Origin of the sequence: Verminephrobacter aporrectodeae subsp. tuberculatae At4, from assembly GCF_000193225.1 — a bacterium.
In the GTDB taxonomy this organism is placed as follows: domain Bacteria; phylum Pseudomonadota; class Gammaproteobacteria; order Burkholderiales; family Burkholderiaceae_C; genus Acidovorax; species Acidovorax aporrectodeae.
The window spans coordinates 1-1,272 of sequence record NZ_AFAL01000983.1 but is presented as its reverse complement, the minus strand read 5'-3'; the positions used below and the strand labels follow the sequence as shown (position 1 = coordinate 1,272).

The following is a 1,272-nucleotide window of genomic DNA, read 5'->3' as shown; positions in this document are numbered from 1 at the left end:
GCCATCGTCAGCCTGCTGACCCTGCTGTTCGTCGCCACCATGCTCGCGCTGGAACTGCGCACGATGCACGCCTCGGTGCAAGAGGAGGTGATCGCGGCGAATCGCGTGGCGGTGCAATTGCTCAACCGGACCGCCCGGCTCTACGCGACGCAGGGAACGCCGGCGATGCTGCTCTTCCTGCAGGGCGTGGGCCGCGTGCGCTCCACCGACATCACGCTGCTCGACGCCCAAGAGCGCCTGCTGTACCGCTCGCCGCCCTCCGCCTACAAGGCCGGGCGCGACGCGCCGCGCTGGTTCGCGCACCTCGCCGCGCCGCCACCGATGCAGCTGTCCATCGACTTCCCCGACGGCAAGCTGATCGTGCGTTCCAACGCCTCGCGTGCGCTGCTCGATGTCTGGGACGACTCCGTGCTGCTCACGGCCAGCGCGCTCGGCCTGCTGCTGATCGTGAACGCGGGCGTGTTCTGGCTCGTGGGCCGCGCCACACGCCCGTTCGCGGACATCGTCGCCGCGCTCGACCAACTCCAGAGCGGGCGTTTCGACGTCACGCTGCGCCCCTTGCCCGGAACCGAGGCGGCGGCGATTGGCACGGCCTTCAACCGCATGGTCGGCATGCTGCGCCAACACATCGAGACCGAGCGGCGCGCGGTGCGCGCCGAGAGCCGTTTGTCCGAGAGCCGCGCGCTCGGCCGCTGGGTTGACCAGAGGATCGAACAGGAACGCCGGCTGATCGCGCGCGAATTGCACGACGAACTGGGGCAGTCGGTCACCGCGATCCGCAGCATGGCGCTTTCCATCGCGCAGCGCGTGCAAGCGCTCGACCCGCAGGCCGGGCAGGCGGCGCGGCTCATCGCCACGGAATCGGCGCGGCTCTACACCGCGATGCACGGCATGATCCCGCGCCTGACGCCGCTGGTGCTCGACAGGTTCGGGCTGGTGGCGGCGCTCGAAGACCTGCTCGAACGCACCCGCAGCAGCCATGAAGGCGTGGAGATCGAAGCGCAGCTGGATCTCGAACCCGGGCGCGTTGCGCTCGACGCCGACCAGGCGCTCGTGCTGTACCGCGCTGCGCAGGAGGGAATCACGAATGCGCTGCGGCACGGGCAGGCGCGCCGCATCGCGCTCGCCCTGCGTGGCGACGGGCCAGCGATCGAGCTCACGCTGACCGACGATGGGCGCGGCCCGAGCGGCCCGGACGCGAGCCGCCCGGCAGGCGCGGGGCACTATGGGCTGCGCTGGCTCGCCGAACGCGTCGAAAGCCTGGGCGGCGCG

1 protein-coding gene is annotated in these 1,272 nt (G+C 71.2%); it reads left to right on the top strand.

Translation table 11 applies throughout. The annotated features are described in order from the left end of the window. Window positions 1–3: 3 nt before the first annotated feature. Window positions 4–1,272 (top strand): histidine kinase (locus VTU_RS0124080; protein WP_029554721.1); only part of this gene is annotated, 1,269 nt, incomplete at its 3' end.